Annotated in this window: 21 protein-coding genes; 9 read left to right on the top strand and 12 right to left on the bottom strand. The window is 71.8% G+C overall.

Annotated elements, in window-relative coordinates; genetic code table 11:
* Positions 1-233: 233 nt before the first annotated feature.
* A complete protein-coding gene (locus DMB66_RS53270; protein WP_233625488.1) occupies positions 234-896 on the bottom strand; it encodes a uridine kinase in 663 nt (220 codons plus the stop codon).
* Positions 897-1,227: 331 nt separating this feature from the next.
* Here DMB66_RS53270 and DMB66_RS53275 point away from each other — a divergent pair, with 331 nt between their 5' ends.
* Both DMB66_RS53275 and DMB66_RS53280 read left to right on the top strand, forming a co-directional pair.
* A complete protein-coding gene (locus tag DMB66_RS53275) occupies positions 1,228-2,067 on the top strand; it encodes a hydroxypyruvate isomerase family protein (protein WP_233625489.1) in 840 nt (279 codons plus the stop codon).
* On the top strand, positions 2,064-2,945 hold the full coding sequence (locus DMB66_RS53280; RefSeq protein ID WP_125811702.1) for a 2-hydroxy-3-oxopropionate reductase: 882 nt from the start codon (positions 2,064-2,066) through the stop codon (positions 2,943-2,945). Before DMB66_RS53275 ends, DMB66_RS53280 begins: the two co-directional genes overlap by 4 nt.
* Here the strand turns inward: DMB66_RS53280 and DMB66_RS66335 are convergent.
* Complete coding sequence (locus DMB66_RS66335) at positions 2,942-3,022, bottom strand: hypothetical protein (RefSeq protein WP_370321101.1); 81 nt, start codon at positions 3,020-3,022, stop codon at positions 2,942-2,944. The two genes, DMB66_RS53280 and DMB66_RS66335, sit on opposite strands and share 4 nt — an antisense overlap.
* On the opposite strand from DMB66_RS66335, the gene gcl reads away from it, so the two are divergent.
* Positions 2,997-4,655 carry a glyoxylate carboligase gene (gene gcl, locus DMB66_RS53285; RefSeq protein ID WP_370321103.1) on the top strand — a complete coding sequence of 553 codons (1,659 nt, stop codon included), beginning with the start codon at positions 2,997-2,999 and terminating at the stop codon, positions 4,653-4,655. The genes DMB66_RS66335 and gcl overlap by 26 nt on opposite strands.
* A 330-nt stretch (positions 4,656-4,985) precedes the next feature.
* The gene (locus DMB66_RS53290) at positions 4,986-5,195 is read left to right on the top strand and encodes a hypothetical protein (protein ID WP_125811704.1); all 210 of its coding nucleotides are present in this window, start codon (positions 4,986-4,988) and stop codon (positions 5,193-5,195) included.
* 95 nt (positions 5,196-5,290) lie between these two features.
* Here DMB66_RS53290 and DMB66_RS53295 read toward each other — a convergent pair whose 3' ends face one another.
* Positions 5,291-6,481 (bottom strand): amidohydrolase family protein, encoded by a 1,191-nt coding sequence (locus tag DMB66_RS53295; protein ID WP_125811705.1) that lies wholly within the window; start codon positions 6,479-6,481, stop codon positions 5,291-5,293.
* Positions 6,482-6,535: 54 nt separating this feature from the next.
* On the opposite strand from DMB66_RS53295, the gene DMB66_RS53300 reads away from it, so the two are divergent.
* Both DMB66_RS53300 and DMB66_RS53305 read left to right on the top strand, forming a co-directional pair.
* On the top strand, positions 6,536-7,114 hold the full coding sequence (locus DMB66_RS53300) for a TetR/AcrR family transcriptional regulator (RefSeq protein ID WP_125811706.1): 579 nt from the start codon (positions 6,536-6,538) through the stop codon (positions 7,112-7,114).
* Positions 7,111-7,770 (top strand): maleylpyruvate isomerase family mycothiol-dependent enzyme, encoded by a 660-nt coding sequence (locus DMB66_RS53305; protein ID WP_125811707.1) that lies wholly within the window; start codon positions 7,111-7,113, stop codon positions 7,768-7,770. The genes DMB66_RS53300 and DMB66_RS53305 overlap by 4 nt, the downstream gene beginning before the upstream one ends.
* Positions 7,771-7,864: 94 nt before the next feature.
* On the opposite strand, the gene DMB66_RS53310 is transcribed toward DMB66_RS53305, so the two are convergent.
* Positions 7,865-8,302 carry a MarR family winged helix-turn-helix transcriptional regulator gene (locus tag DMB66_RS53310; RefSeq protein WP_233625490.1) on the bottom strand — a complete coding sequence of 146 codons (438 nt, stop codon included), beginning with the start codon at positions 8,300-8,302 and terminating at the stop codon, positions 7,865-7,867.
* Positions 8,303-8,380: 78 nt separating this feature from the next.
* Between DMB66_RS53310 and DMB66_RS53315 the strand changes: the two genes are divergently transcribed.
* The 3 genes from DMB66_RS53315 (at position 8,381) to DMB66_RS53325 (ending at position 11,492) form a co-directional block, all read left to right on the top strand.
* Positions 8,381-8,992 (top strand): maleylpyruvate isomerase family mycothiol-dependent enzyme, encoded by a 612-nt coding sequence (locus tag DMB66_RS53315; protein WP_125811708.1) that lies wholly within the window; start codon positions 8,381-8,383, stop codon positions 8,990-8,992.
* Between the two features lie 137 nt (positions 8,993-9,129).
* Positions 9,130-9,576: an SRPBCC family protein gene (locus DMB66_RS53320; protein WP_125811709.1), complete on the top strand. Its 447-nt coding sequence runs from the start codon at positions 9,130-9,132 to the stop codon at positions 9,574-9,576.
* A 188-nt stretch (positions 9,577-9,764) separates the two neighbouring features.
* Positions 9,765-11,492: a thiamine pyrophosphate-binding protein gene (locus tag DMB66_RS53325; protein ID WP_125811710.1), complete on the top strand. Its 1,728-nt coding sequence runs from the start codon at positions 9,765-9,767 to the stop codon at positions 11,490-11,492.
* A gap of 21 nt (positions 11,493-11,513) precedes the next feature.
* Here the strand turns inward: DMB66_RS53325 and DMB66_RS53330 are convergent, their stop codons facing one another.
* The 8 genes from DMB66_RS53330 to DMB66_RS53365 form a co-directional block, all read right to left on the bottom strand.
* A complete protein-coding gene (locus tag DMB66_RS53330) occupies positions 11,514-12,233 on the bottom strand; it encodes a GntR family transcriptional regulator (RefSeq protein WP_125811711.1) in 720 nt (239 codons plus the stop codon).
* Between the two features lie 95 nt (positions 12,234-12,328).
* Entirely contained in the window at positions 12,329-12,529 is a 201-nt protein-coding gene (locus DMB66_RS53335) for a formate dehydrogenase subunit delta (RefSeq protein WP_199753167.1), read from the bottom strand.
* Positions 12,526-15,297, bottom strand: coding sequence for a formate dehydrogenase subunit alpha (gene fdhF / locus DMB66_RS53340; RefSeq protein ID WP_125811712.1), 2,772 nt, complete (start codon positions 15,295-15,297; stop codon positions 12,526-12,528). The genes DMB66_RS53335 and fdhF overlap by 4 nt, the downstream gene beginning before the upstream one ends.
* On the bottom strand, positions 15,294-16,796 hold the full coding sequence (locus DMB66_RS53345; RefSeq protein WP_125811713.1) for an NADH-quinone oxidoreductase subunit NuoF: 1,503 nt from the start codon (positions 16,794-16,796) through the stop codon (positions 15,294-15,296). Before DMB66_RS53345 ends, fdhF begins: the two co-directional genes overlap by 4 nt.
* A complete protein-coding gene (locus DMB66_RS53350; RefSeq protein ID WP_199753168.1) occupies positions 16,771-17,340 on the bottom strand; it encodes an NAD(P)H-dependent oxidoreductase subunit E in 570 nt (189 codons plus the stop codon). Before DMB66_RS53350 ends, DMB66_RS53345 begins: the two co-directional genes overlap by 26 nt.
* Complete coding sequence (locus DMB66_RS53355; protein ID WP_125811714.1) at positions 17,337-18,329, bottom strand: 2-dehydropantoate 2-reductase; 993 nt, start codon at positions 18,327-18,329, stop codon at positions 17,337-17,339. The genes DMB66_RS53350 and DMB66_RS53355 overlap by 4 nt, the downstream gene beginning before the upstream one ends.
* Before the next feature lie 76 nt (positions 18,330-18,405).
* Positions 18,406-19,812: an OFA family MFS transporter gene (locus DMB66_RS53360; RefSeq protein ID WP_199753169.1), complete on the bottom strand. Its 1,407-nt coding sequence runs from the start codon at positions 19,810-19,812 to the stop codon at positions 18,406-18,408.
* A 263-nt stretch (positions 19,813-20,075) separates the two neighbouring features.
* Positions 20,076-22,229 carry an acetate--CoA ligase family protein gene (locus DMB66_RS53365; RefSeq protein ID WP_125811716.1) on the bottom strand — a complete coding sequence of 718 codons (2,154 nt, stop codon included), beginning with the start codon at positions 22,227-22,229 and terminating at the stop codon, positions 20,076-20,078.
* Positions 22,230-22,242 lie beyond the last annotated feature (13 nt).

A 22,242-nucleotide genomic window follows, 5' to 3' on the forward strand; every position in this document is an offset into this window, starting at 1 on the left:
CGGCGAAGAGGCGGGCGAGCCAGTAGGCGCTGGACCGGTCCGCGTTCGTGGCTGGTTACCGGTGTTCGGCCGGCGTTGGTGCCGGTAGGCGTTGCAGCGCGGCTTCGGTGGGTCCTCGGCGGAACGGGGCGAGCGCGTCAGAGAGCAGCGATTGACGCGGGTGCTCGTTCTTGCCGGGCGAGTGCCCGAACCATGCTCAACGGGCCGGGCCGACCACCGCAGGGATGTGTTCGTCATCCGCGGCGGATTCGAGGAGTGCTGAGGTCTCGGTTGTCGATCAGGATGTCGGCGCGTTGACGTGGTGCGCAGGCGTTGAAGTAGATGCGTTGGGCCTCGACGTAACGTCGCATGCTGGGATGCCCGGGATCGGGGTTCGTGCCGTCCCGGCTCGCCATTCGGTTCGCGGTCACGCTGAACGGGACATCCAGGAACACGGACAGGTCCCAGGCATCGACGATCTCGTCGCGGTGCAGGAAGAGCCCGTCAACGATCAGGACAGTCCCGGGGAGCGCGGTGCTCGGTTCGGGGTCGAGCATGGTGTCGGTGGCGAGGTCGTGTGCGGCTGCCCGATATCGCCGGGAGCCGCCCGGTGCGAATGGCTCAAGGACGTCGCTGTGGAAACGCCGGTAGTTGAACGAGTCCTGCCAGAAGCCCTCCGGGGACTCGCGCCCGCGCTGGTAGCGCACTGCCCGCACGTTGTGGAAGTCGTCGAGCGAGACGCGCACGACCGGATGGTCGAGAGCGCGCGTGGCGGCGGCGAGCTCGTCGGCGAAGGTGCTCTTGCCGGATCCGTCCGGTCCGTCGACGGCGACCCGCGTGCACGCGCGGCCGTCGGAAACAGGGATCTGGCGTGCGACACGGCTGATGACGTCGCGTCGCTGTGCGGAGTCAATCACCGCGCAAGTCTGCCAAACCCAGCCGGTGCCGGGCGAAGCCTGAGCCGCTCCGCCGGAGATGACCTCGGCCCCCGCGCCCGGTTCCTGCAGCTGCGGGACCGTGCCTCCAGACGCGCCCGGCCCTCACGAGCCTCCTCATCGGCCGGGTCTGTGACGATATCGCCGAGTGGCGACGTGGGCGTCGACCGCCGACGGCTTCGAGCACCGCACGGCGAGCTGGGGGTCCGCCGTCCGGTGAGCCTTTCAGTGGTTGCGGACAACCCGGCCTACCTCGCGCAGCGCTCGGAAAGTTCGCGCCTTGACCGCCGGTGCATACTGCATACAGAATGCCATGATGGAAGATGAGCCGTTCTCGTCCCCTCCTGGCCTCCGTCTCGACGCCAACCTCTCCACCCTGTTCACCGAGCTGCCGCTGCTGCGGCGCCCGGCCGCGGCCGCGGCGGCGGGCTTCGACGCGATCGAGTTCTGGTGGCCTTTCGACGTCGCCGCGCCCGCGGATGCCGACGTCGATCGGTTCGTCACCGCCGTCCGCGACGCGGGTGTGCGGCTGGTCGCGCTGAACTTCTTCGGCGGCGACCTTCCCGGCGGCGACCGCGGCCTCGTCTCCTGGCCGGCCCGCACCGCCGAGTTCCTCGACAGTGTCGCGGTCGCGGTCGGCATCGGCGCGCAGCTCGGCTGCCGGTCGTTCAACGCCCTCTACGGAAACCGGATCGCCGGGATCGACCCCGGCGAGCAGGACGACATCGCGATCGAGACGCTGGCGTTCGCCGCGCACGCCGCGGCCCGGATCGACGCCGACGTGCTCCTCGAGCCGCTCAGCGGCGCGGCCCGGTATCCGCTGCGCAAGGCCGCCGACGCGATCGCGGTCATCGACCGCCTCCCCCGCCGGGACAACGTCCGGCTGCTCGCGGACCTCTATCACCTCGCGGTCAACGGCGACCATCTCGGCGCGGTCGTGGGCGGGCTGACCGACCGGATCGGCCACGTCCAGATCGCGGACGCCCCCGGCCGGCACGAGCCCGGCACCGGGTCGCTGCCCCTCGCCCGCCACCTGAACGACCTGTACGCCAACGGCTACCGCGGTTTCGTGGGCCTGGAATACCTGCCGACCGGCACCACCCTGGACAGTCTCCGCACGATCGGCGAGACCACCGCGGGAGGCCGGGCGTGACCACCGTCGGGTTCGTCGGCCTCGGCATCATGGGCGCGCCGATGGCCAGCCATCTCCTCGCCGCCGGGCACCGCGTCGTCGGCTTCGACGTGCACCGTCCCGCGGTGGATCGGCTCGCCGCGACCGGGCTGGTCCCGGCGGACCGGGTCGCCGACGCGGCCCGGTCCGCCGACATCGTGATCACCATGCTGCCCGATCACCCACAGGTGGAGCAGGTCGCCTTCGGCGCCGACGGCATCCTGGCCACGGCCCGGCCCGGCACCCTGTTCATCGACATGAGCACGATCCGGCCGGAAACCTCGGTCGCGGTGGCGCGAGCCGCCGCGGACCAGGGCATCCAGGTGCTGGACGCCCCGGTCTCCGGCGGCGAGGTGGGCGCCAAGCAGGCCACTCTGTCGATCATGGTCGGTGGCGGCGAGCCGGACGTCGCGGCGGCGCGCCCGCTGTTCGAGCTCCTCGGCCGGACGGTCGTGCACGTCGGCGGCCACGGCGCCGGCCAGGTGGTCAAGGCCGCCAACCAGCTCGTGGTCGCGGGCATCCTCGCCCTCGTGAGCGAGGCGATCGTGCTGCTGGAGGGCTCCGGGGTGGACGCGAAGGCCGGGCTCGACGTGCTCGCCGGCGGGCTCGCGGCCAACCGGGTTCTCGAGCTCAAGCGCGAGTCGATGGTCGCCCGGGAGTTCCGGCCGGGCTTCCGGATCGACCTGCACCACAAGGACATGGGCATCGTGCTCGCGGCGGGGCGCCAGGCCGGCGTCGCGCTGCCGGTCGCCGGCCTGGTCGCCCAGCTCGTCGCGGCGGGCCGCGCGATGGGCCACGGCGGGCTGGACCACTCCGCCCTGCTGACAGTCGTGGAGCAGCTCTCGGGTCGCGCCACCTAGCAGAAAGGCCGCATCATGCCCCAGATCCCCGTCATGCGGGCCGTCATCGACGTGCTGCGCTCCGAGGGCGTCGACACGGTCTTCGGCTGTCCCGGCGCCGCGATCCTGCCGTTCTACCAGGCGATGGAAGCCGACGGCGGCATCGAGCACCTCATCGTGCGCCACGAGGAGGGCGCCACCCACATGGCCGACGGCTGGTCGCGTACCACCGGCAAGGTCGGGGTGGCCGTCGGCACGTCGGGCCCGGCCGGCACCAACATGATCACCGGTCTCTACACCGCGCAGGCGGACTCGGTGCCGATCCTCTGCATCACCGGCCAGGCCGTCTCCACCAAGCTGCACCAGGAGGCGTTCCAGGCCGTCGACATCGTCGAGATCGCCAAGCCGGTCACCAAATGGGCGGTCCAGGTCAGGCAGGCCGCGCAGGCACCCTGGATCTTCCGCCGGGCGTTCCAGGTCGCCCGCGAGGGCCGGCCCGGGCCGGTTCTCATCGACCTGCCGCTGGACGTGCAGAAGGAGCTGATCGAATGGGACTCCAGCATCGACGTCCCGCTGCCCGTCACGGCCGTACACCCGCATCCGCCCCGCGTCGAGCGGGCCCTGGAGATGCTGCTGGCGGCCGAGCGGCCGCTGATCCTGGCCGGCGGCGGGGTGATCCTCTCCGGCGCGGCCGGCGAGCTGCGCGAGCTCGCCGAACACCTGCGGATCCCGGTCCAGGTGACGCTGATGGGCAAGGGCGCGCTCGACGACGACCACCCGCTGAACGCCGGAATGACCGGCATCCAGACCTCGCAACGCTACGGCAACGCCGCGTTCCTGGAGTCCGACCTGGTGCTCGCGGTGGGCGCCCGGTTCGGCGACCGGCACACCGGCACCCTCGACACCTATCGCGGCGCGCGCACGTTCATCCACGTGGACGTCGAGCCGACCCAGCTCGGCAAGGTGTTCCCGCCCGATCTCGGCGTGGTCTCCGACGCCAGGCTGTTCCTGCGGGCGGCCCTCGAGTCGGCCCGGCGGCGTGCGGCCGCGCCACGCTCCGCGGCCTGGCCGGAACGCGTGCGCGAGCTGCGGGCGACGCTGACCCGGCGCGAGGACTTCGACAGCGTGCCCATCAAGGCGCCGCGGGTCTACAAGGAGATCAACGAGATCTTCGGCCCGGAGACCTACTTCGTCACCGCGATCGGCCTCTACCAGATCTGGGGCGGCCAGCATCAGAAGGTGCACGAGCCCCGGCACTACCAGGTCTGCGGCCAGGCCGGCCCGCTCGGCTGGGAGATCCCGGCGGCCATCGGGGTGAAGAAGGCCGTACCGCGGGCGGAGGTCGTGGGCATCGTCGGCGACTACTCGTTCCAGTTCCTCGTCGAGGAACTGGCCGTCGCGGCCCAGTACGACATCCCGTTCGTGCTGATCATGCTAAACAACGAATACCTGGGGCTGATCCGGCAGGCCGAGCTCGGGTACGGCATGAACTACGAGGTCGACATCCACTACGACACCGTCGGCACGGACAACGTCAAAATCATGGAAGCGTACGGGTGCGCGGGGCGCCGGGTGACGCAGCCCGGCGAGATCCGCGACGCGATCGAATGGGCCCGCAAGGAAGCGGTGGACAGCAGCCGCCCGGTGCTCGTCGAGGTCATGATCGAACGCGAGGCGAACACCCCGCACGGTGTTTCCATCGACGCCGTCCGGGAATTCGAGCCCGGCTGACCGGGACAGCCGCACCCCCCGCATGGGTCGACTGTCGTCGTTCCGGCGTGGCGGCTCGGGGGGCAGTCGATGGCCGAGACAGACGACGCCGCGCGCAGGGGCCGCCGCGAGAACACACTGGACTCGAAGGAGGGAGAACCGAGCGCGGGGCATGATCGTGCCGGGCCTGGTCGGCGGGTCCTCGACGAGGATGCGCCGACGCCTGCCGCGGTGCCGAGACGCCGCGGTCAGCGGCAGGAAACCTTGATGTCAGGTGATATTTTGTGAGCAGGTCGGTTGCGCATCGGCCGCCGGATTGTCAGCCTTTCCGCCCGTCCTGGGAGAGATGCGATGACGAGCAACGACACGCCCCCGGGCGCCGCAGGTCTCGGGATCTGGGCGAATCTCGGGATCTGGATCGCCTTCGGCGCTGCGTTCGGCGTCCTCGTCGACAGCGTTTTTGGCACCGCCGGTCTCGGTATCGCGCTAGGTCCGGCCCTGGGTGTCGCCGCCTGGGCCGTCTTCATCGCGCCGCGAAGGAATGCCCGCGGCGAATCCTGAGCGTCGCGCCCGAGTATGGCTACGGGGTCGTAGACGCCACCCGGGGAGTCCAGGAAGCAACGCGACGGCGCTGGCGATGGTGGCCGCGTGCGTTCTCAGCAGCCGGGTCGGGTGACGCGGCCGCGGGCGACAACCACGCGGGTGGCGTGCACGGCGGCGACGTCGGTGGTCGGGTCGCCGTCGACGAGCAGCAGGTCGGCCTGCAGCCCGGCGCGGAGCCGGCCGGTGCGGTCGGCCAGCCCGCATGCCCGGGCGGCGTGGCTGGTGGCCGAGGCGAGCGCGGTCGCCGCAGGCACCCCGGCGGTGACGAGTTCGACGACGGCGGTGGGGAGCAGGCCGTGCCGCTTGACCGGGTTGATACCGGAGTCGACGCCGCTGACGAACGACACGCCGGCCGCGTGCAGCTCGCCGACCTGCGCGAGGCGCTGGTCGAGAGTGACGCCGACCCGTTCGGCCATGGCCATCAGGGCCGGGGGCAGCGTGGCGAGGGCGGCCAGGTCGTGGCCCAGGGTGGGGCAGACCGCGATGCCGGCCGCGGCGATCGCGGCCGCGAGCCTCGGCGGCGTGCGCACGCCGTGCTCGGTGAGGAAGCTGCAGTGCTCGATGCCGTCCACCCCGGCGGCCACGCACTGCTCGACCGCGGCGAGGGCATGAGCGTGCGCCGTGACCGGCAGGCCCAGCCGGTGTGCCTCGTCGACCACAGCCCGCAGCTCGTCGAGGCTGAACTGGCAGGCAGTGATGTCGGTGCCCGGGGTCATGACCCCACCACTGGTCATGATCTTCACCAGGTCGGCGCCCCGCTCGGCCCGCTCCCGGACCGCCCGGCGCAGCCCGTCGATCCCGGACGCCTCGCCACCCATCGCGGCGCAATGCCCGCCCGGGCTGGTGATCGGCGGTCCGGCGGCGACGACGGTCGGGCCATCGGGCCGGTTGCGGTGCCGGTCCACCACGGCCCACCGGTCGTCACCGAGATCCCGTACGGCGGTGACACCGGCCGCGACCTGCGCGGCGAGCGCGGCCTCGACGGTGTGGTCGATCTCGTGCGGACTCAGGCCGGGCAGCCGGTCAAGGGCGTCGGGCCCGTCGTTGCCGCACAGGTGGCTGTGCGTGTCGATGAGCCCGGGCAGCAGAGTGGTGCCGGGCAGGTAGGTCACCGGGCAGCCGTCCGGGACCGCCGCCGAGGCGGGCTCCAGGCCGATGATCACGCCTTCCCGGACGAGCACCAGCGCGCCGCCGGTCAGCACCCGCTCACCGTCGAACGCGATGTCCGCGCGATACGCTTCCATCCCCGCACGGTACTACGCTTGCAGTCCTTGACACTACTATCGTAGTGTCCGGGTATGGCGAACCGGCGCGAACAGCTGCTCGACGCCGCGATCACCGTCCTCGGCGAGCGCGGCATCCACTCGCTGACCCACCGCGCCGTCGACACCCGGGCCGGCGTGCCGGCCGGCTCCGCCTCCAACCACTTCCGCACCCGCGACGCGCTGCTCGACGCGGTGGTGCAGCGCTTCTCCGCCCGCGAGCGGGCACTGTGGGAAGACCTCGCCATGCGGATGTACCCGACCACCCCGCGCGAGCTCGCCCAGGTGCTCGCCGCCGCCGCCAAGACCGCGACCGGGCCGCAGCGCACGCTGACCCTGGCCCGCTACGCGATCCTCGTCGAGGCCGGCATCCACCCGGCCATGCGTGCCCAACTGCTGTCCACCGGCGGCGAGGTGAACACCTGGTTCATGACCTGGCTGCGCGTCGCCGGCTCCAGCGACCCCGAGCGCGACGCGCCGATCATCATGAACCACTACACCGGCCTGGTCCTGCACGACCTGGCCATCCCCGACCCCGCGTTCGACCCGACCGACCAGATCACCACGCTGGTCACCACCGTGATCCGCCCACAGCCCGCGGAGGCGCCATCATGAATGAGGATCAGATCTGGCAGGCCATCGACACGCAACGCGCCCGCCTGTGTGACCTGCTCGCGGAGCTCGACGACGACCAGTGGCGACAGCCCTCGCTCTGCCCCGGCTGGACCGTCCGCGATGTCGCCGCCCACCTGACTCTCCAACAACTCGGCCCCGGCGCCGTGCTCGCCCAGATGTTCCACTGGCGCGGCAGCACCGACCGCACGACCGCGCACGTCGCCCGGCGGCGCGCCGCCGCTCTGACCACCGAACAGCTCATCGCCGAGATCCGGGCCACCATCGGCTCCCGGCGACACATCGTCGTCGTCACCCGCCTGGAGACCCTCTGCGACATCCTCGTGCACAGCCAGGACATCGCCATCCCGCTGGGCCGCCACCTCGACCTGCCCGCCGACGCCGCCGCCGTCGCGGCCAGCCGGACGCTGTCGATGCGCTGGCCGCCGCCGCTGCCGTCGGTGAGGAAGATGGCCGGGTTCCGGCTCACCGCCACCGACATCTCCTGGTCGGCCGGCGACGGCCCTACCGTACGCGGCCCGATGGCCGCTCTGCTGCTGGTGTGTTGCGGCCGCACGGCCGCCCTGCCCCAGCTCTCCGGTGACGGCATCGCCGAGCTCACCGCCCGCCTCGCCCCGCAGACCGCCGGCCACCAGTAACCGGGGAGTCGCCGCGACCGACACCGTCCTCATCGGTCAGCCCTCGCGGCCGCACCGGCCTCCCTGCCGACGGATGATCCGAAGATCGGGCGTCTCAGGCGTACGGGTCGGTGATGTCGCGCAGGTCGGTGAGGATCTCGCGGAGCCGGGCGATCCGGTCCGCGCCGAGATGGGTGGTCCATTCGGCTTCCACCTCGGCGACGATCGCGGCGGCCAGGGGCACGGCGCGGGCGCCGCGCGGGGCGATCCGGACGAGCCGGGCCCGGGCGTCGGTCGGATCCGGCACCCGCTCGACGTAGCCGGCCTTGGCGAGTTGATCGACCAGGAAGCCGGCGGACTGCTTGGTGATCTGGGCCTGCTCGGCCAGGTCGGTGAGCCGGCTGCCGCCGGGTGCGATGCGCTGGAAGACCCGGGCCTGCGCCGGAGTGAAGTCGTCGAAGCCGGCCGCAGCCAGGGCGGCGAAGACGCGGGCCTCCATCGACCGGTAGGGCAGAAGCAGGAGCAGGCCGAGATTCAGCGGTTCGGGGGCCACCGGAACCCTTCCATATAGTCAGCGTCTCTGACTAAAATTGGTCAGAGAGACTGACCATAACAGGAGGGCGGCATCGGCATGGACGAGGAGACCAGTTGGACGGTCATCGCCGAGCAGCGGCTGGCGCTCGCCGACCTGCTCGACGGCCTGACCGCCGACGAGTGGGACCACCCGTCGCTGTGCACCGACTGGCGCGTCCGGGACGTGGCCGCCCACGTGGCCATGGCACCGCGACCGCCGGGGCCAGCCGCCATGCTCGGCGCGGCGGTCCGGGCCCGGGGCAGCTTCGACCGGCTCAACCACGACCTGGCCGTGCGGCACGCGGCCCGCCCGGCCGACGAGATCGTCGCGCAGTTGCGCCGGCATGCCGCGTCGCGGCGCCTGCCGGCGGTGACGAACTACCGCAACATCGTCCCGGACGTGCTGGTGCACCTCCAGGACATCGCCGTCCCGCTCGGCCGCGACCTGCCGATGCCGATCGCCGCCGCCCGCGCCGCGGCGGACCGGGTGTGGGAGATGGGCTGGCCGTTCCGGGCCCGGCGCCGGCTGCGCGGTGCGCGGCTGACCGCGACTGACACCGACTGGTCGGTGGGCGCCGGCAAGCAGGTGTCCGGCCCGATCGCGGCCCTGCTGCTCCTGCTCACCGGCCGCACGGCGACCGCCCGCCCGCACCTGACCGGACCGCTGTGACGGCCGCCCGCCGCCACGCCAGGTCAACAGCCCCTCAAGCAGCAGGAGTTCGCTCGGCGACTCCGAAACTGCGACGCCCGGCCGACTCCCCCGTCGAGGTTCTGGACGGCCCCGGGCGGGTGTGCTCCGATGGAGCGATGCGGTTCGACGTCGACACGAAGGCCTCACCCGAGCAGGTGCGCCGGGCCTTCACGGACTTCAGCGAACGCCGGGCGCGGATCTGGAGCCGCACCCTCGATCCGAAGAAGTACGAGTTGCGCGAGCAGGGCGACACCTGGGCAGTCGCGCGGGAGAGCACGCCCGGCTCACCGTTCTGGGTCGTCGCCCGCTACGACTGGTCGGACCCCGCGGTCATCCGCTGGACGGTCGTGGAAAGCAGCTACGGGGGCGGCGGCGACGGATTCGTCCGGATCACGCCCGGGGACGGCGGAGGCAGCCGGCTCCACGTCGAGTGGACCAGCACCCACGCGCGCGCACTCCAGAGACCCCTGCTGTTCCTGCTTCATCTCGGCCCCATGGGCTGGCTGGTGTCCCGCATGTATGCCACCACCCTGGACCGATACGCCCAACAGGATCGGCACTGAACCGCACCCAGGGATCCAGAACGCTCCACCAGCGGCGCCGGCCACCCCGGCCTAGACGCGCATCATACTGTATGCAATGTACAGTAGCCGACGCACTGGACAGCCGGCCGCCCGATCCGCGACTATATGGATGTCGCATACGGTATGCAGTGTTCAGGATTCCCTTCCGTACCGAGGAGTGGGTAAGCATGGTTCAGATCGCCACCGAGTCCGCCGTGGACCCGATCCTGCGTCAGCCCAGCCAGGACCCCGAGCGAGTCTCCGGCGGCCACCTCGTCGCCAAGGCGCTCAAGGCGGAGGGTGTCGACGTCATCTTCACGCTCTGCGGCGGCCACATCATCGACATCTACGACGGCTGCGTCGACGAGGGCATCGCGGTCGTGGACGTCCGGCATGAGCAGGTCGCCGCCCACGCCGCCGACGGCTACGCGCGCGTCACGGGCAAGCCGGGCGTCGCCGTGGTGACCGCCGGGCCCGGCACCACCGACGCGGTCACCGGCGTCGCCAACGCGTTCCGCGCCGAGAGCCCGATGCTGCTGATCGGCGGCCAGGGCGCGCTCAGCCAGCACAAGATGGGCTCGCTGCAGGACCTGCCGCACGTCGACATGATGGCGCCGATCACCAAGTTCGCCGCCACCGTGCCGCACACCACGCGGGCCGCCGACATGGTGTCGATGGCCTTCCGCGAGTGCTACGCGGGCGCGCCCGGGCCGTCCTTCCTGGAGATCCCGCGCGACGTCCTCGACAACGAGGTGGCCCTGGCCGACTGCACCATCCCCGCGCCCGGGCGCTATCGCGCGTCGACCCGCAGCGCCGGCGATCCGGCCGCCGTCGAGCGGCTCGCCGACCTGGTGGTCAAGGCGAGAAAGCCGGCCATCCTGCTCGGCAGCCAGGTCTGGACCGGCCGCGGCACGGCCGCGGCCGTCGACATGGTCCGGACCCTGAACATCCCGACGTTCATGAACGGCTCGGCGCGCGGCAGCCTCCCGCCCGGCGACCCGCATCACTTCCACCTGTCCCGGCGGTACGCGTTCGACAACGCCGATCTGATCATCATCGTCGGCACACCGTTCGACTTCCGGATGGGCTACGGGCGCCGGCTGCCGCAGCAGGCGACGGTGGTCCAGATCGACATGGACTACCGCACGGTCGGCCGGAACCGCGACATCGACCTCGGCATCGTCGGCGACCCGGGCGCGGTGCTCGCCGCCGTCACCCAGGCCGGCACGGGCCGGATCAGCAACGGCTCGGCCGACCGCCGGGCCTGGTTCGCCGAGCTGCGGGCCCAGGAGGACGCCGCGTACACCAAGCGGCTGCCCCGCCAGCTCTCGGACGCGAGCCCGATCCACCCGCTGCGGCTGGCGCACGAGATCAACGAGTTCCTCACCGAGGATTCGATCTACATCGGCGACGGCGGCGACATCGTCACCTTCTCCGGCGGCGTGGTCCAGCCGAAGTCACCCGGCCACTGGATGGATCCGGGCCCGCTGGGCACCCTCGGCGTCGGCATCCCGTTCGCCATGGCCGCGAAGTACGCCCGCCCGGAGGCCGAGGTGGTCTGCCTCTTCGGCGACGGCGCCTTCAGCCTCACCGGCTGGGACTTCGAGACGATGGTGCGCTTCAACCTGCCGTTCGTGGGCGTGGTCGGCAACAACTCGTCGATGAACCAGATCCGCTACGGCCAGCTGCGCAAGTACGGCGAGGCCCGCCAGCGCGTCGGCAACACCCTGGGCGACGTGCCGTACGACCAGTTCGCCAGGATGCTGGGCGGCCACGGCGAGGAGGTCCGCGACGCGGCGGACATCGCACCGGCCCTGCGGCGGGCCCGCGAGTCCGGCAAGCCGTCCCTGATCAACGTCTGGGTCGACCCGGACGCCTACGCCCCGGGCACGATGAACCAGACGATGTACAAATAGGGCAGCGCCCCGAGGCCGCCGTCAGGACTTGCCGGCGGCGGCCGCGGCCTGCTGGTAGATCTTGCGGGTGCGTTCGGTGTGCCGGCGCATCAGGTCGCCGGCGCGTTTGCCGTTGCCGCCGGCGATGACCTCGATCAGCTCGCGGTGCTCGTCCCAGGCCTCCTTGCCGCGGGCCCGCGCGATGGGCCGGTAATACCAGCGCACGCGGCGGTCGACCAGGGCGATCAGCTCCGCGATGATCTTGTTGGCGGACATGACGAGGATGTGGGCGTGCAGCGCGCTGTTGGCCGCGACCATGCCGATCTCATCGTCCGCGGCGAGCGCGGCCTCGCCGGTGGCCTGCAGCTTCCAGAGCTGCTCGATCGTCTCGGGGGTCGCGTTGACCGCCGCGAGCCGGGCCGACTCGGCCTCCAGCAGGGTGCGGGCGGCCAGGAGCTGGTCGGCCTCCGCCGCGGTGGGCGTGTGCACGAACGCGCCGAGCCCGGGCCGCAGGTCCACCCAGCCCTCGCTGTGCAGCCGCTGCAGGGCCTCGCGGACCGGCTGCCGGCTGACTCCCAGCTGCGCGGCCAGCTCCTGCTCCACGAGGTGCTCGCCGGGCTGCAGCTCACCGTTGATGATCATGTCGGAGATCACGTCGGTGACGGCCTGGCGCAACGGTACGGGCCGCTCCAGGGGCTGCCGTGCCGGCCGCGCCGCCTGACCACGCTTGGCAGCCGCGGCTGCGGGACCCGTCTCGCTCATCTGTCCTCCGGCCGCACAGGAAAGTCGCCTATCTGGTCTTCAGCATACAGTCGCCGAGATGCACAGACGTTGCGGCCGCGGCGCGCCCCGGTGGGTCAGCGGAGCAGGCTCGCGGCGGCGCTCACCAGCGGATCGAGCGGCTCGGCGGGGTCGTCGGCGAGGGCGCGCAGGGCGGCCCGCATCCTCGGATCCCAGAACTTCTGGACGTGCGCGGCGATCGCCTCGGCGGCCTCGCCGGCGGGCCGGTGCCGGAACTGCCGGGCGATGTCGTGGATCAGGCGCAGTTCCGCCGTCACGGTGCGGTCACCCGGCTCAGCCCGACCTGCACCGCGGTCACCTTGTACTCCGGGCAGTTGGTCGCCCAGTCCGAGTGCTCGGTGGTGACGACGTTGGCGCCGGTCACCGGGTGGTGGAAGGTCGTGTAGACCACGCCGACGGGCATCCGGTCGGCGATCTTCGCGCGCAGCGTGGTCTCGCCGACCCGGCTGGTCAGGGTGACCAGGTCGCCGTCGCGGATGCCACGGTCCTCGGCGTCGTGCGGATGCACCTCGAGCAGGTCCTCGGGATGCCAGGCCACGTTGCCGGTACGCCGGGTCTGCGCCCCGACGTTGTACTGGCTCAGGATCCGCCCGGTGGTCAGCACCAGCGGGAACCGCCGGGTGGTGCGCTCCTCGGTGGGCACGTACGCGGTGATCATGAACTTGCCCCTGCCCCGGGTGAACTCGTCGACGTGCATGACGGGGGTGCCCTCGGGCGCGGCGGCGTCGCACGGCCACTGGACGCTGCCGAGCTTGTCCAGCGTCTCGAAGGACACCCCGGCGAAGGTGGGGGTGACCGAGGCGATCTCGTCCATGATCTCGCTCGGGTGCCGGTAGCTCATCGGATAGCCCATGGCCGTGGCGATCTCGCAGATGATCTGCCACTCGTGCTTGCCCGTCGGAGGAGTCATCACCGACCGGACCCGGTTGATCCGGCGTTCGGCGTTGGTGAAGGTGCCGTCCTTCTCCAGGAACGAGGCGCCCGGCAGGAAGACGTGCGCGAACTTCGCGGTCTCGTTCAGGAAGAGGTCCTGCACGACGACGAGTTCCATCGCGGCCAGGGCGGCGGAGACGTGCCTGAGGTTGGGGTCGGACTGGGCGATGTCCTCGCCGTGCACGAACAGGCCGCGGAAGCTGCCGTCGATGGCCGCGTCGAACATGTTGGGGATCCGCAGCCCCGGCTCGCCGAGCAGCGTTCCGCCCCACAGCTTTTCGAAGACCCCGCGGACCGCGTCGTCCGAGACGTGCCGGTAGCCGGGCAGTTCGTGCGGGAACGAGCCCATGTCGCACGAGCCCTGCACGTTGTTCTGCCCGCGCAGCGGGTTGACGCCGACCCCCTCGCGGCCGATGTTGCCGCAGGCCATGGCGAGGTTCGCCATACCCATCACCATGGTCGAGCCCTGGCTGTGCTCGGTGACCCCGAGCCCGTAGTAGATGGCGCCGTTGCGCGCGCCGGCGTAGAGGCGGGCGGCGGCCCGCAGGTCGGCGGCCGGTACGCCGGTGATCGACTCGACGGCCTCGGGGCTGTGCTCGGGCGCGGCGATGAACGCGGCCCACTCGTCGAAGCCCTCGCACCGCTCCCGGACGAAGGACAGGGCGACCAGGCCCTCGGTGACCGCCACGTGCGCCATCGCGTTGACCACGGCGACGTTGCTGCCGGGCCGCAGTTGCAGGTGGTGCTCGGCCTCGATGTGCGGCGAGCGGACCAGGTCGATGCGGCGCGGGTCCACCACGACGAGCCGGGCGCCCTCGCGCAGCCGGCGCTTCATCCGGGAGGCGAAGACCGGGTGCCCGTCGGTCGGGTTGGCCCCGATCACGACGATGACGTCGGCCTCCGCCACCGACCTGAAGTCCTGGGTGCCGGCGGACTCGCCGAAGGTCTGCTTGAGCCCGTAGCCGGTCGGCGAGTGGCAGACCCGCGCGCAGGTGTCGATGTTGTTGTTGCCGAAGGCGGCGCGGACCATCTTCTGGACCGTGTAGACCTCCTCGTTGGTGCACCGCGAGGAGGAGATCGCGCCGATCGCCGCCGGGCCGTACCGGTTCTGGATGGTCCGCATCCCGCGGGCGACCGTACCGATCGCCTCGTCCCACTCCACCTCGCGCCACTCGTCGGTGATCCGCTCCCGGACCATCGGCTTGAGGATCCGGTCGGGGTGCGAGGCGTAGCCGAAGGCGAAGCGGCCCTTGACGCAGGAGTGGCCCTCGTTGGCGCCGCCGTCCTTGTGCGGCACCATCCGCACCAGTTCGGTGCCGCGCAGCTCCGCCTTGAAGGAGCAGCCCACGCCGCAGTAGGCGCAGGTCGTGACGACCGAGCGGGTCGGCATGCCGAGGTCGACGACCGAGCGCTCCTGCAGGGTCGAGGTCGGGCACGCCTGCACGCAGGCGCCGCAGGAGACGCACTCGGACTCCATGAACGAACCGCCGGCCCCGGCGGCCACGTGCGAGTCGAAGCCGCGGCCCGCGATGGTCAGCGCGAACGTGCCCTGCACCTCGTCGCAGGCGCGGACGCAGCGCGAGCAGGCGATGCACTTGGCCGCGTCGAAGTCGAAGTACGGATTGCTGGTGTCCTTCGGGGCGTCCAGGTGGTTCGCGCCCGCGTAGCCGTACCGGACCTCGCGCAACCCGACGACGCCGGCCATGTCCTGCAGCTCGCAGTCGCCGTTGGCCGGGCAGGTGAGGCAGTCCAGCGGGTGGTCCGAGATGTACAGCTCCATGACGCCCCGGCGCAGCTTCTCCAGGTGCGGCGACTGGGTGCGCACGCGCATGCCCTCGGCCACCGGAGTCGTGCACGAGGCGGGCGTGCCGCGCCGGCCGTCGATCTCCACCAGGCAGAGCCGGCAGGAGCCGAAGGCCGCGAGGTTGTCGGTGGCGCACAGCTTGGGGATCGGCACGCCCGCTTGCGCGGCCGCCCGCAGGACCGAGGTGCCTTCGGGTACGGCCACAGCCAGCCCGTCCACCTCGACGGTGACGGCCGGCGGGCCGGGCCGGGCCGGGGTGCCGTAGTCGGTCTCCTTGAGCAGGCTCATGGTGTTCTCGCTTCGAAGTCGTCGGTGAAATGGGTGAGGGCGCTGCGTACCGGCATGGGGGTGAGCCCGCCCATCGCGCACAGGGAGCCGTCGGTCATCAGGTCGCACAGGTCGCCGAGCAGCACCAGGTTGTCGTCGCGCTGCTCCCCGGCGCGGATCCGGTCGATGACCTCGACGCCGCGCACCGAGCCGACCCGGCACGGCGTGCACTTGCCGCACGACTCCTCGGCGCAGAACTCGAAGGCGAACCGGGCCTGGGCGGCCATGTCGACGCTGTCGTCGAAGACCACGACGCCGCCGTGGCCGAGCATCGCGCCCGCCGCGGCGAACGCCTCGTAGTCCATCGGCAGGTCGAACATCGAGGTCGGCAGGTACGCGCCGAGCGGGCCACCGACCTGCACCGCGCGGACCGGACGGCCGGTGCGGGTGCCGCCGCCGTAGCCGGCGACGAGCTCGCCGAGGGTGACGCCGAACGCGGTCTCCACGATGCCGCCGCGGGCGACGTTGCCGCCCAGCTGGAACACCTGGGTGCCCCGGGAACGCTCGACGCCGAGGTCGCGGTAGGCGGCCGCGCCACCGGCCAGGATCGCCGGCACGGTGGCCAGGGTGAGCACGTTGTTGACCACCGTGGGCCGGCCGAAGAGCCCTTCCAGGGCGGGGATCGGCGGTTTGGCGCGCACCATGCCCCGCTTGCCTTCGAGGCTCTCCAGCATCGCGGTCTCCTCGCCGCAGATGTACGCGCCCGCGCCCACCCGGACGTGCGGCGCGAAGTCACCGAGCCAGCCCCGGTCGCGGGCGATGCCGACGGCCGCGCGCATGGTGGCGACCGCGTCCGGATACTCGGACCTGATGTAGAGGTAGCCCTCGCTCGCACCGACGGCGTGGGCGGCGATGGCCATGCCCTCGATGAGCATGAAGGGGTCGCCCTCCATGACCATCCGGTCGGCGAAGGTGCCGCTGTCGCCCTCGTCGGCGTTGCAGCAGACGAACTTGAGCTCGCCCGGGCAGGCGAGCACGGTCTGCCACTTGACGCCGGCCGGGAAGCCCGCGCCGCCACGGCCGCGCAGGCCGGACTCGGTCACCTCGGCGACCACCGCAGCGGGGGTCATCTCTCGGGCCCGGCGGAGCCCGCGCAGGCCGCCGTGCGCGACGTAGTCGTCCGGGCAGAGCGGATCCGTGACACCCATCCGGGCGAAGGTGACCCGTTGCTGGCGGGCCAGCCAGGGCAGCTCCCCGACCACGCCGAGCCGCAGCGGATGGTCGGCGCCGGCCAGCAGGCCGGCGGCGAGCAGCCCGGGGACGTCGCCCGTGGCGACCGGGCCGTAGCCCACCCGTCCGGCGGCCGTCTCCACCTCGACCAGGGGCTCCAGCCAGAGCAGGCCGCGCGAGCCGTTGCGAACCACCCGGACGTCCGGGCCGGTCGCCGCCAGCGCGGCGGCCACCTCGTCCGCGCCGACCGAGCGGGCGGCGGAATCACGGGGTACGTACACGGTCGTCATGCTGTGTCTCCTTCGGCTCCGGGGTCAGCAGGGCACGAAGCCGGGCGGGGTCCACGCGCCCGTGCAGCCGGCCGTTCACCTCGGCGCTGGGGCCGAGGGCGCAGTTGCCCAGGCAGAACACCTGGTCCACGGTGAGCTCCGCCGGCGCCGAGGCGGCGAGGTCGCGGGCGTGGCCGTACACCTGCTCGGCGCCCAGGGCCTGGCACGCTTCCGCCCGGCAGATCCGCACGGTGTTCCGGTTGGCCGGCTCGGCGCGGAAGTCCTGATAGAACGTGAGCACGCCGTGCACCTCGGCCCGGGACAGGTTCAGCTCCTCGGCCAGCACCGGGACCGCGTCGGCCGGCACGCAACCCAGCTCGTGCTGGATCGCGTGCAGGATCGGCAACAGGGGCCCGCGTTCATCACGGTGGGCGGCCACGGCGGCGCGTACCGGTCCGGCGACGGCGGGGTCCACCCGGCTCGCCGGGCTCGCCGGCCCGGCGTCACGGTCGCGTCTGCCCCGGCGCCGCCCGAGGGTTCCGTCCGGCAGTTCCGGCTCTCTCACGGTCGTCCTCCGGTCGCGGCTACGGTCTTGCGGGCGAGCAGGTCCACTGCCGCGTAGACGTTGCGCAGCGTCGGGGCCGGCACGCCGGTGAGGTCGGCGAGCTCAACGACCGCGCCGATGATCGCCTCGAGCTCCAGTTCCTTGCCGGCCTCCAGGTCCTGCAGCGTCGACGTCTTGTGGTGGCCGACGCGCGCGGCGCCGTCGATGCGCTTCTCGATGGAGACCGAGGGGGCGCAGCCGGCCGCGGTGGCGATCGCGACGGTCTCGCGCATCATCGCGGCGACCAGTGCGCGGGTGCCCGGATGCCCGCACATCTCCGCGAGGGTGGCCCGGGTCAGCGCGCTGAGCGGGTTGAACGCGACGTTGCCCATCAGTTTGATCCAGGTGTCGTCGCGCAGGTTCGGCTCGACCGGGCACTTGAGCCCGCCCGCGACCATGGCGGCGCTGAAGGCGAGGCAGCGCTCGGAGACGCTGCCGTCGGGCTCGCCGATGGCGAACCGGGTGCCCTCCAGGTGCCGGATGACGCCCGGTGCCGCGATCTCGGTGGAGCAGTAGACGACACAGCCGATGGCGCGGCGCACCGGCAGCACCGAGCTGACCGCGCCGCCCGGGTCGACGGCCTCGATCCGGCGGCCCTCCAGCGGGTGGCCGGCCAGGCCGTGGAAGTACCACCAGGGAATGCCGTTCTGCGCGGCGATGACCGCGGTGCCGGCACCGAGCAGCGGCTCGACCAGGGGGCCGGAGCCGGCGTACGAGTGGGCCTTGAGCCCGAGGAACACGTAGTCGACGGGTCCCACCCCGCGGGGGTCGTCGGTGGCATGGGCCCGCGCCACGAAATCCCCGCGGGGGCTCTTGACGCGCACCCCGTCGCGCCGCAGCGCCGCGAGGTGGGCGCCGCGGGCGATCAGATGCACCTCGGCGCCTCCCCGGTGCAGGGCCGCGCCGACATAGGCACCGATGGCTCCGGCGCCGAGAACAGCGATTCTCATGGGGACTCCGCCCTGTCTGTCGGTCATGGACGTTCCCGCCCGGTCGTGGGCCGCACGACCGGGCGGACGGTCGCGCCTATGCCGCCGACGCGCCGCTCAGCGACACCGGTGCCGGGGCGGGCCCGGTGCGGTTGTGGCCCGGCTGGCGCAGCATCAGCGACAGGGCGCCGGTGAGCAGGCCGATCGAGCCGGCCAGCAGGAAGGCGCCGCCGTAGCCCCAGGCCGCGACGACCACGGCGCCGAGGCCCGAGCCGACCAGGCCGGAGACGAGCTTCGAGCTGTAGACCAGCCCGTAGTTCGAGGCGTTGTTGTTCTCTCCGAAGTAGTCGGCGGTCATCGCCGCGAAGAGCGGGAAGATCGCACCGCCGCCGAAGCCGGAGACCATGGAGGCCAACAGGAACAGCGTCATGTTGCCGAGCGAGCCGGACAGGAACACGGCGAACTGGGCGAGGCCCAGCACGACGCAGACGATGGTGAGGGTCTGCCGGCGGCCGTACCGGTCGGAGACCCAGCCGATCACGCCGCGGCCGGTGCCGTTGACGATCGCCTTGAGGCTCATGGCGAGCGCGACGACGCCGCCCGCGAAGCCCATCTCCTTGCCGAACGGCACCTGGAAGGCGATGCCGAAGATGTTCACGCCGGCCGTGCAGAGCAGGCAGAACCACATCAGCGAGAGGACCGGGGTACGGACGGCCTCCCGCGGCGTGTACTGCTTGACCGCCGGCGGGTTCTTGGCCAGCGAGCGGCGGATGCGCGGGTCGTCGGAGACGGCCAGCGGGTCGACGTCCGCCGGCCACCAGTTCTTCGGCGGGTCCTTGAAGAAGAAGCCGCTGGCCGCGACGCCGATGGCCAGGAAGATGCCGACGGCGATCAGGATCCCGCCGTAGTTCTCGACGTCCATGTAGTTGCTGAAGATGAAGATGAACGGCACCGACCCGTAGGCGAAACCGCCGTTGACGAAGCCGGTCTTGCCGCCCTTGCGCTCGGGATACCACTTGCCGACCATGTTGACGCAGGTCGCGTAGACGATGCCGGCGCCGGTGCCGCCCAGCACGCTGAAGCCCAGATAGGCCAGCAGCACGTTGTCCGAGGAGGCCAGCGCGAGGTAGGCGATCAGCGTCCCCGCGGCGCCGATCATCATCGCCGCCTTGGCCGAGACCGTGCCCTTCTCGCGCAGCCGCCCGGCGGGGAAGGCCACCGCCGCCTGGAAGAAGACCCAGACGCCCAGCAGCCAGAAGATGTGCGCGCCGTGCCAGCCGTGCGCGTCGGAGAGCGTCTCGTCGGCGGAGGTGAACGCATACTCCGAGGAGCTGATCGCCATCATGGCGATCCACGGCAGGAAGACCATCCAGCGCCGGGACCGGCCCATGAGTTGCCGGTCGGTCTCGCCGAGCCGGTAGACGCGGCCGTTGTGGTCGGCCACCTCACGGTACGGCGCGCCCGCGACTGTGGTGTTCGTCGCGTTGCCCGGGCTCGCGCCCACGATAGAATGGGCCGTGGGTGATCGTCGGTCGCTCGCGCTGTTCTCTGGGACGTCTTCATGTGCGACCATGCTGGACCTCCTGGGGGGCGGGGGCGGTCTGTGACGGGCAAGTCCAGACCTGCGATTGAGTGCCTTTCACCGCCGCTGCCTGTCATGGCCGCTGTCTGCACGGCCGCTGCCTTTTACGGCACGGCGGCGGGCCTTGCGATCTCTCACGCCAAGACGCCGCCCCGCGTGTCCGCGCGGGGCGGCGTTGCGCGTCTCTAGCCGCCGGTGACCAGGCCCGCGGCCCTCGCCCAGCGATATTTCGCGCCGAGCACCGCGACCGGCTTCTCCGTGGTGTAGGGATAGGCCACCACGCCGTGCCGGTAGAGGTATTCGCTGGCCTCCTCGACCTCCACGTCGCCGGCCAGCGAGGCCACCACCGGCTTGTGCACGCCCCGGGCGCGGAATTCCTCGACCACCTCGACGACCAGCCTGGCGAAGGTCATCGGCGGGGTGACGATCGTGTGCCAGTAGCCGAGGATCAGCGCGTGGATCCGGGGATCCGACAGGCCCAGCGCGATGGTGTGGCGATAGGTTGCCGGCGGCTCACCGCCGGTGATGTCGACCGGGTTGCCGGCCGCGCCGAACGGCGGGATGAAGGCGCGGAAAGCGGCGTCGAGGTCGGGCGGGATGCTCATCAGGCTCAGCCCGTGGTCCGCGCAGGCGTCCGACAGCAGCACCCCGGAGCCGCCCGCGCCGGTGATGATGACGACGTTCTCGCCCCGCGGTGCGGGCAGCAGCGGCACGCCGCGGGCGTATTCGAGCAGGTCGTTGAGGCCGGGGGCGCGGATCACGCCGCTGGCGCGCAGGATGTCGTCATAGACCTTGTCGTCGCCGGCCAGGGCGCCGGTGTGCGAGCTGGCGGCCCGCGCGCCCTGCGAGGTGCGGCCCGCCTTGAGGACGATCACCGGCTTGCGCTTGGAGACGCGCTGCGCGGTCTCGGCGAACGCCCGCCCGTCCTTGAGGTCCTCGAGGTGCATGGCGACGAGGTTGGTCTCGTCGTCGTCCTCGAAGAAGGTGAGCAGGTCGTCCTCGTCGATGTCGGCCTTGTTGCCGACGCCGACGATCGCGGAGACGCCCATCCCGGCCGAGCGGCTGAAGCCGAGGATGGCCATGCCGATGCCGCCGCTCTGCGAGGAGAGGGCGACTCCCCCGCGCACGTCGTACGGGGTGCAGAAGGTCGCTGACAGGTGGTGCGGGGTGTAGTAGTAGCCGTAGATGTTGGGTCCGAGGATGCGCACCCCGTGCCGGCGCGCGATCGCCAGGACCTCCGCCTGCAGCTCGTGGTTGCCGGTCTCGCCGAAGCCGGATGGGATCAGGATCGCCCCCGCCACCCCCTTGGCCCCGGCCTCCGCCAGCGCCTGCGGGACGAACCTGGCCGGGATGGTGAAGATCGCGACGTCCACGTCGCCGGGCACGTCGGCGATGCTCCGGAACACCTTGCGGCCCAGGATCTCGTCGGACTTCGGGTTGATCGGATAGATCTGGCCCTCGTACCCGCCGTTGACCAGGTTCTTCAGCACCGAGTTGCCGATCTTGCCGGCCTCGGCGGAGGCCCCGATCACCGCGACGGAGTCCGGGCGCATGATGCGGTTCATCGCCGTGAGGATCTCCTCCCGGGTGAACCGCTCGGGCCGCTTCGCCGACTCCGGGTCGATCAGGATCCGCACGTCGAGCGCGGTGGCGGCGGTCGCGGAGGCGAGCACCGGGTTGAGGTCGACCTCGGCCAGCTCGGGGAAGTCGGCGACCAGGTCGGAGACGCGCACGATCACGTCGATGAGCAGGTCGCGGTCGGCCGGCTCGGCGCCTCGCACGCCGCGCAGGATCTCGGCCGCGGCGATGCCGTCCACCATGGACGCGGCGGTCTCGGCGGTGGCGGGCGCGAGCCGGAAGGTGACGTCCTTGAGCACCTCGACGAGCACGCCGCCGAGCCCGAAGGCGACGATCTTGCCGAACGCCGGGTCGGTCACCGCACCGATGATCACCTCGTGCCCGCCGGTGAGCATCCGTTGCACCTGGATCCCGGCGATCCGCGCCCCGGGGTCATGGGCGCGGACGGCGTCGATGATCTTCTCGTACGCCCACTCCACCTCCACGGTGCTGCCCACGCCCACGACGACGCCGCCGGCCTCGGTCTTGTGCAGGACGTCCGGGGAGACGATCTTCATCACCACGGGGAAGCCGATCCGGGTGGCGATCGCGACGGCGTCGTCCACGGAGGTGGCCACGCCCTCGCCCGGGGTGCTGATCCCGTAGGCCTCGACGACCGCGCGGCCCTCGGGAGCGGTCAGCACCGCGCGGCCCTCGGCGGCGGCCCGGTCGAGGACCTCCCGCACCGCGCCGCGGTCGTACCTCTCGTCGTGCTGCGACATGTGCTGTCTCCTT

This window comes from Actinoplanes sp. ATCC 53533, from assembly GCF_003947245.1.